Source organism: Aquifex sp., assembly GCF_056494385.1.
Genome location: NZ_JBSLZM010000109.1, coordinates 1 through 6,463, shown reverse-complemented (window position 1 = coordinate 6,463; position 6,463 = coordinate 1). Strand labels below are relative to the sequence as shown.

The 6,463-nt window shown below is 42.4% G+C and carries 7 protein-coding genes and 2 tRNA genes; 4 read left to right on the top strand and 5 right to left on the bottom strand.

Annotation, left to right across the window (positions count from 1 at the left end; translation table 11 throughout):
• Positions 1-235 precede the first annotated feature (235 nt).
• Positions 236-817, bottom strand: coding sequence for a hypothetical protein (locus tag ACWB1W_RS08125; RefSeq protein ID WP_479370864.1), 582 nt, complete (start codon positions 815-817; stop codon positions 236-238).
• 131 nt (positions 818-948) lie between these two features.
• Here ACWB1W_RS08125 and metK point away from each other — a divergent pair, with 131 nt between their 5' ends.
• A complete protein-coding gene (gene metK, locus ACWB1W_RS08120; RefSeq protein WP_479370863.1) occupies positions 949-2,079 on the top strand; it encodes a methionine adenosyltransferase in 1,131 nt (376 codons plus the stop codon).
• Here metK and ACWB1W_RS08115 read toward each other — a convergent pair.
• Positions 2,068-3,216, bottom strand: coding sequence for an ATP phosphoribosyltransferase regulatory subunit (locus ACWB1W_RS08115; protein ID WP_479370862.1), 1,149 nt, complete (start codon positions 3,214-3,216; stop codon positions 2,068-2,070). The two genes, metK and ACWB1W_RS08115, sit on opposite strands and share 12 nt — an antisense overlap.
• Before the next feature lie 19 nt (positions 3,217-3,235).
• Positions 3,236-3,310: transfer RNA gene (locus tag ACWB1W_RS08110), tRNA-Gly, on the bottom strand.
• A gap of 110 nt (positions 3,311-3,420) precedes the next feature.
• Here ACWB1W_RS08110 and ACWB1W_RS08105 point away from each other — a divergent pair.
• A complete protein-coding gene (locus tag ACWB1W_RS08105) occupies positions 3,421-4,230 on the top strand; it encodes an ATP-binding protein (RefSeq protein ID WP_479370861.1) in 810 nt (269 codons plus the stop codon).
• Here the strand turns inward: ACWB1W_RS08105 and hemE are convergent.
• A complete protein-coding gene (gene hemE / locus ACWB1W_RS08100; protein WP_479370860.1) occupies positions 4,208-5,224 on the bottom strand; it encodes a uroporphyrinogen decarboxylase in 1,017 nt (338 codons plus the stop codon). The genes ACWB1W_RS08105 and hemE overlap by 23 nt on opposite strands.
• An 18-nt stretch (positions 5,225-5,242) precedes the next feature.
• Positions 5,243-5,330, bottom strand: a tRNA-Leu gene (locus tag ACWB1W_RS08095).
• A 28-nt stretch (positions 5,331-5,358) separates the two neighbouring features.
• On the opposite strand from ACWB1W_RS08095, the gene rfaD reads away from it, so the two are divergent.
• Positions 5,359-6,291, top strand: a complete 933-nt coding sequence (rfaD, locus tag ACWB1W_RS08090) for an ADP-glyceromanno-heptose 6-epimerase (protein ID WP_479370859.1) — start codon at positions 5,359-5,361, stop codon at positions 6,289-6,291.
• Positions 6,288-6,463, top strand: a 176-nt coding sequence (locus ACWB1W_RS08085) for an ArsA-related P-loop ATPase (RefSeq protein WP_479370865.1), incomplete at its 3' end; no start/stop codon positions are given. The genes rfaD and ACWB1W_RS08085, both read left to right, overlap by 4 nt.

Here is a 6,463-nt window from a genome sequence, read left to right as displayed (position 1 = left end):
CATTACACCCCTATAGCTCCCCACCTACACGTATTATTTTAGCCCTTTGCTTTGCTACATACAACCCTAAAACGCCCTCACGGGTGACGACTGCACAACCCTCCCTTACGGAAGGAGGGAAGTTCACGAAGGAGATGAGGGAAGAAAAAGAAAATATGAAGAGCCCAGAGCGAGGAAGCCAAATTGAACCATAAAGGAATTTTTATTTGCAGGAGATAGGAGTTTAGGGACTTTTTTAAAAAAACCAGCGAAGATACCTCAAGAGGAAGAAGTAGCATTTACGCGAAGTCAATATTCCCTCAATAAACTTTTTACATTCTATATTAATATCGTCGATATCACAGGATTTCTTATTGAACAACGGTAAACAACCCCATTTCTCTTTGAATACTTTAAAAAACATACATTCCAATTTCTTTTCATCTATATTATTACCGCATTCATTCTTAGCCTCATCTAAAAAAACGAGATATAAGTTCAGGCTAAAATTCTGTGTATTAATACTTTGCTTGCATTTTTCAAGAAGTTCCCTAATTCTTGCACCTCCTGTGTGTAATTCATCAGAATGATTGGCTATTAAACTCTTTATAAAGTATGAAATCCTTCGCCTAAAGTTATCTGTTTGTCCTATCAATATAATAGGATTATCCCCTACTTTTTCAAATTTTTCTTCACAAGAGCAGCCTGAATCAGGATCATGATCATAAATAATATTTTGTTCACAAGCGCAATCTTTAAACTTTTTTCCAATTAATTCCGTGAGAGGTGAAAATATATACTCCTCCTTTATCCTTATAGCTTTTAAAAGCGTTTTCAACTTTATTGCTATTTCTCAACTCTAACTTTATTGAATTAACTTCCTTCCTCACCTCAAATTCCAACTTAATAGGACCTTCCAAACCTTTCATTCTCCCCTCCTTTGCTGCAATTATACTATAATTTTCCTAAATGTATACTCTCAGAATGGCGGAGTCTCCGACGGAAGGACATCCCGACAAGGTTGCGGACCAGATAGCTGATGCTTTACTTGACGAGTTCATAAAGAAAGACCCATTCAGTAAGGTTTCCCTTGAGATAATGGTTACAACAGGGCTCGTTATGGTAGGCGGGGAGCTATCCACCGAAAGTTACGTTGATATTCCTCGTGTGGTGAGAAACGTTATAAAGGATATCGGGTATACTCGTCCCGAGCTCGGGTTTGATGCGGATACCTGTGCGGTTATTCAGTCTATAGACGAACAAAGTCCCGAGATAGCCCTCGGTATATCTTCCGAGGGTGCGGGAGATACCGCCATAGTTGTGGGATATGCCACAAAGGAAGCTCCTAACCTTATGCCTTGGCCTATAACCCTTGCTCACAAGATATCAAAGAGAGTCTCCGAATACAGGAAGATAGGGAAGTTCCCCTTCCTGAGACCGGACGGAAAGGTTCTTATAGCTATGATTTACGAGGACGGGAAACCCTCTTACGTTCAGAGCGTGATAGCTTACGTCCACCACGACCCCGACATATCCCTGAACAACCTCAGGGAGATGATTATCGAAGAGGTATTGAGGAAGGAAATACCCGAGGAGTTCATAAACGAGAAGACACTGTTCAGGGTAAACCCCACGGGAAGGTTTGTTATAGGCGGTCCCGTTGCGGATACAGGTTTAACGGGAAGAAAGATAGTCTCTGATGCATACGGAGACATAGGACTATCGGGCGGAAGTGCTTTTTCGGGAAAGGACCCGACAAAAACGGACCGTTCGGGTTCATACCTTGCGAGAATGATAGCGAAACACATAGTAGCGGGCGGGTGGGCGGATAGATGCCTCGTTCAAATAGGTTATGCTTTCGGACTTTCGGAGCCCGTAGCCTTTGATATTGAGCTGTTCGGAACAAACAAGGTTGATAAGGAAAAACTCACCGAAGCGGTAAAAAAAATCTTTCCTCTGAAGCCTTCCGAGATAATAGAGTTCTTAGACCTCAGAAAACCCATATATAGACAAACCTCCGTTTACGGTCATTTCGGAAAGGAAAACCTCCCTTGGGAGAAACTCACCCACCTTGATAAACTAAAAGAGTTACTTGATTAATTCAACAAACTCGCTTATCTTCATGCTCACACATTCCTCCGGAGTAGAAAAAACCCTAAGATAGTCCTCTTCTACAACGAGAACCTCTCTAAAACCTTTCTCAAAAGCGTAGTTTATTGACTTTTTAAGCTCTCTTTCGGTAAACTCAAGGGATACCTTTTTACCCTTGCCCCTAAGCGTGTCCGCAAGCTTTCTTCCTACTCCCTTCTTTGAACGGTCAATTATGAAGTAATCCTTTTTCTCAATCTCCTTCGGGAGATAATCTATGAGCTTTTCAAGATAGACCGCTCCTCCCGTTGCCGGGAAGTCTTCTCCGAATAGGCCAGAAAGATTATCGTATCTCCCTCCTCCCGCTACCGCTTGGTGCGTATCAATGTCGTATATCTCAAAAATTATGCCGGTATAATAGGGGAAATCTCTCACTTCAAAAACATCGTAGGCAAAGGGTATTCCCTCCTCTTTCAGCTCCCTTCCGACCCTTACAAGAGCTTCCTTTTCTTCTTTCAAGGAAAATCTGTCAAGAAAGGTTAGCACCTCTTCTCCGTCCGAAATCCTTAAAACCTCAAGTAGATTTTCACCGAGAATATTCCTGAGCTCTTCAATATTCCTCTCAGAAAAACTCTTAACGAGCTCTTTTTTCCCCTTACTCAACTTCTTAACTATACCCGCATGGCTTAGAATAACCTTAAGATTTTTGAGCCCTATCTCTTTTAAATAATCTATTAATACATTTATTACCTCAACGTCTGCCTCAAGACTGCCAATACCTATAAGCTCCACACCCGTCTGAAGCCGTTCAAAACCTTTTTTATCAAAGGAAAACAGACTACCAAAGTAGTAAAGCTTTTCGGGAAAATGAATGCTTTTAAAACTTGAAACTGTTCTCACAACCTGTGTTGTAAAATCAAGCCGAAGGCTGAAAATCTCCTTGCTTCCGCTATCATTGAAGGTTATGGCTTCCCTTGCTTTTTCTCCAAAGGCAAGCTCCTGATACTCATAAGGTTCAAAATAAGAGAGGTTTATGTAGTCGTATCCGAAAGCCTCAAATACCTTACTCGCCTTTAAAAAGAAATTCTTTATAAGGTTTGATTCTCCTAAGCTGTAAAACCTTTCCCCGGATATGAGATAAGGTTTCATACGTTTATTTTATTTCAGCTGGAGCGGGCGACGGGACTCGAACCCGCGACCTGCTGCATGGCAAGCAGCCGCTCTACCACTGAGCTACGCCCGCTTACAAGATATATATTATACCATTCCGATGAGTAAATACAAGGATATGGAAACCCTTGAGGAGCTTGAGATTTTTAAAAAATGAAGAAATTCCTTTAGTATCATTTCCTTATGAGCATACTGAGGGAGCTTTTAAAGGAACTTTCCGAATACGTATCCTCTGAAAACTATGATGAGGAGTTTTTTGATAAATACTACGCCTTTAGGATTAAAGGGGGACTTGAGCCCGTAAAGTATCCCCACATTCCGTCACTTGATAAGTTTGTTGGCATAGAAAGGCAGAAAAGTGTAGTCCTCAGGAATACGGAGCAGTTCGTTAAGGGCTTTCCCGCAAACGACGTTTTACTTTGGGGTGCAAGGGGAACGGGAAAATCCTCCCTGGTTAAGGCTCTACTCGGGATATTCGGTTCTCAGGGCTTAAGATTAATTCAGATAACGAAGAGTGAAATTCCCGAGATAGCCCATCTATACGAGCTTCTAAGGGGAAGAAAGAAGAGATTCATACTCTTCTTTGACGACCTATCCTTTGAACCTGAGGAGGAGTCCTTTAAGCTTTTAAAATCCCTTATGGAGGGAGATATAGAAGAAAGGCCTCCTAACGTTCTCGTTTACGCAACCTCAAACAGGAGGAACCTCATTCCCGAAAAAACTCAGGAGGAAAAGTTTCCCGAAGAGTCCCTTCAGGAAAGGATATCCCTCGTTGAGCGGTTCGGCATAAGACTTCAGTTTCCGCCTATGGATAAGAAACTCTTCCTTGAGGCTGTGAGCTTATACCTAAGGGATTTCGGAATTTCCTTGAACGAAGAAATAGAAAGGGAAGCTTTAAGATGGGCAACCGAACGGGGAAGCTTTTCGGGAAGGGTAGCATACCAATTTGTTAAAGACTACGTCGGAAGACTCAAGTTAGGGGAAAACTCTTGACCGTATCAACGAGGAGTTTTACCTTTTTGAACTCCATATCTGGCTGAAGTCCGTGTCCCAAGTTAAAAACGTATCCCGTTCTTACGGGAATTCTCTTAAGGAGGTATAAGGTTTTCTCCTTTATTACTTCTTCTCTTGTGTATAGAACTGTTGGTTCTAAATTCCCCTGAAGGGCCTTATCAGTATAGTTAAAGGCTTCAACAATATCTATACTCCAGTCAAGGGAAAGGGCATCAACGGGATAGTCAACCGCACTGTCAAAAAAAGAAGCGGAACCCCTGAAGAAGTATATAACGGGGACATCTGAATAGGAGTTTATCTCTGACAGGAGATAATTTGTAAAGGGATAGACATATTCGTCGTAATCCTCAGCACTCAGGTGGTTAACCCAGCTGTCAAAGACCTGAATAACGTCTGCTCCCGCCTTTATCTGTTCCCTTATGTAAAGAATTAATGTCTCGGTGAGGAGTTCCATTATCTTTTTGAAATCCTTCGGATTTTCCCACATAAAAAGCTTAGTCTTTCTAAAGTCCCTTGAAGCTCCTCCCTCTATCAGGTAAGAAAAGAGCGTAAAAGGGGCTCCCGAGAAACCTATAACGGGAACTTCATCTTGAACCTCTTTCACTCTCTTTATTACTGCATAAACGTATGCGTTTTCTTCGGGATTGTAAGGCTTTAGGTCCTCATACTTCCCGCTCCACCTGAGTTTTGGTCCTTCCCCCTCTTCAAAGCTTATCTTAACTCCTAAGGATTCCAGAGGAACGAGTATATCGGAAAATATAATGACCGCATCAACTCCGAGAAGTCTTAAAGGCAGGAGCGATATCTCGGTTGCCAACTCAACGTTTTTGCACAGCTCAAGGAAATTTTTTACCTTTTTCCTTATCTCCCTGTATTGGGGCATGTATCTTCCCGCTTGTCTCATGAGCCATACGGGATACCTCTCTATCGGTTCTTTTCTTAAGCTCCTGAGAAGAAGGTCATTTTTGGGCATGGGATTATTTTAAGGGATTGGTGCCGGTGGCGGGAGTCGAACCCGCACGCCCGTGAAGGGCAGGGGATTTTGAATCCCCCGCGTCTGCCAATTCCGCCACACCGGCTACCTAAATTAATTATAGTATTACATTTATGAACATTCTCATAACCGGTGGTGCAGGATTTATAGGTTCAAACCTTGCTTTCGCCCTTCAGGAGAAGTATCCTCAAGCAAAGATTTACGTTCTTGATAATTTCTCCTCCGGACATTTTAAGAACCTTATAGGATTCAAAGGTGAGGTTATAACGGGAGACATAACGGACCGGGAACTTTGGGATTACATAGGAAAGAAATTCAGGTTTGACGTCATATTCCACAAAGCTGCAATAACCGACACAACGGTAATGGACCAGTTTTTAATGATCAGGACCAACGCGGACTCCTTTAGGCATATACTTGACCTTGCGGTAAAGTGGGGTGCAAAAGTAATATACGCATCTTCTGCAGGTGTTTACGGGAATAGCCCTCCTCCTATGAGGGAGGATTACGGCCTTGAACCGGAAAACGTCTATGGTTTTTCAAAACTCATGATGGACCACATAGCAAAGAATTATATGGAAATGCATCCTGAAATAAACATAGTTGGTCTTAGGTATTTCAACGTTTACGGACCACGTGAAGAGTATAAGGGAAAGACCGCAAGTATGATTTACCAGCTTGCGGTGAAGATGTTAAAAGGAGAAAGGCCAAGGCTCTTTAAGTGGGGAGAGCAGAGAAGGGATTTCGTTTACATAAAGGACGTGATAAAAGCAAACCTTCTTGCACTTGAAAGGAACGTTTCGGGTATATTCAATGTGGGAACGGGAAGAGCAAGGAGCTTTAACGAAATAGTGAAGATACTAAACAAAGAACTCGGAACTAATTACGAGGTTGAGTATTTTGATTGTCCCTATGACTTTTACCAGGAGTTCACGGAAGCGGACCTAACGAAGGTTAAAGAATCCCTCGGATACGAACCTACCTACTCCCTTGAAGAAGGTATTAAGGATTACCTTCCTTACATACGCTCAAAGGTGAGAGGATGAAGGTTTACTTTTTCGGAGGAAAAGGGGGAGTAGGAAAGACCACCTTATCGTCCGCTTACGCAGTAAAGCTATCCGAGGAAGGGAAAAGAGTATTACTCCTTTCCACAGACCCTGCCCATTCCCTTTCTGACGTGTTTAATACCCCTATAAGCGGAGAGGTTAAGATAAACGA

Coding starts and splice junctions, on each gene's coding strand:
- metK (WP_479370863.1), top strand. CDS start 949: ATGTATACTCTCAGAATGGCGGAGTCTCCGACGGAAGGACATCCCGAC.
- ACWB1W_RS08105 (WP_479370861.1), top strand. CDS start 3,421: ATGAGCATACTGAGGGAGCTTTTAAAGGAACTTTCCGAATACGTATCC.
- hemE (WP_479370860.1), bottom strand. CDS start 5,224: ATGCCCAAAAATGACCTTCTTCTCAGGAGCTTAAGAAAAGAACCGATA.
- rfaD (WP_479370859.1), top strand. CDS start 5,359: ATGAACATTCTCATAACCGGTGGTGCAGGATTTATAGGTTCAAACCTT.
- ACWB1W_RS08115 (WP_479370862.1), bottom strand. CDS start 3,216: ATGAAACCTTATCTCATATCCGGGGAAAGGTTTTACAGCTTAGGAGAA.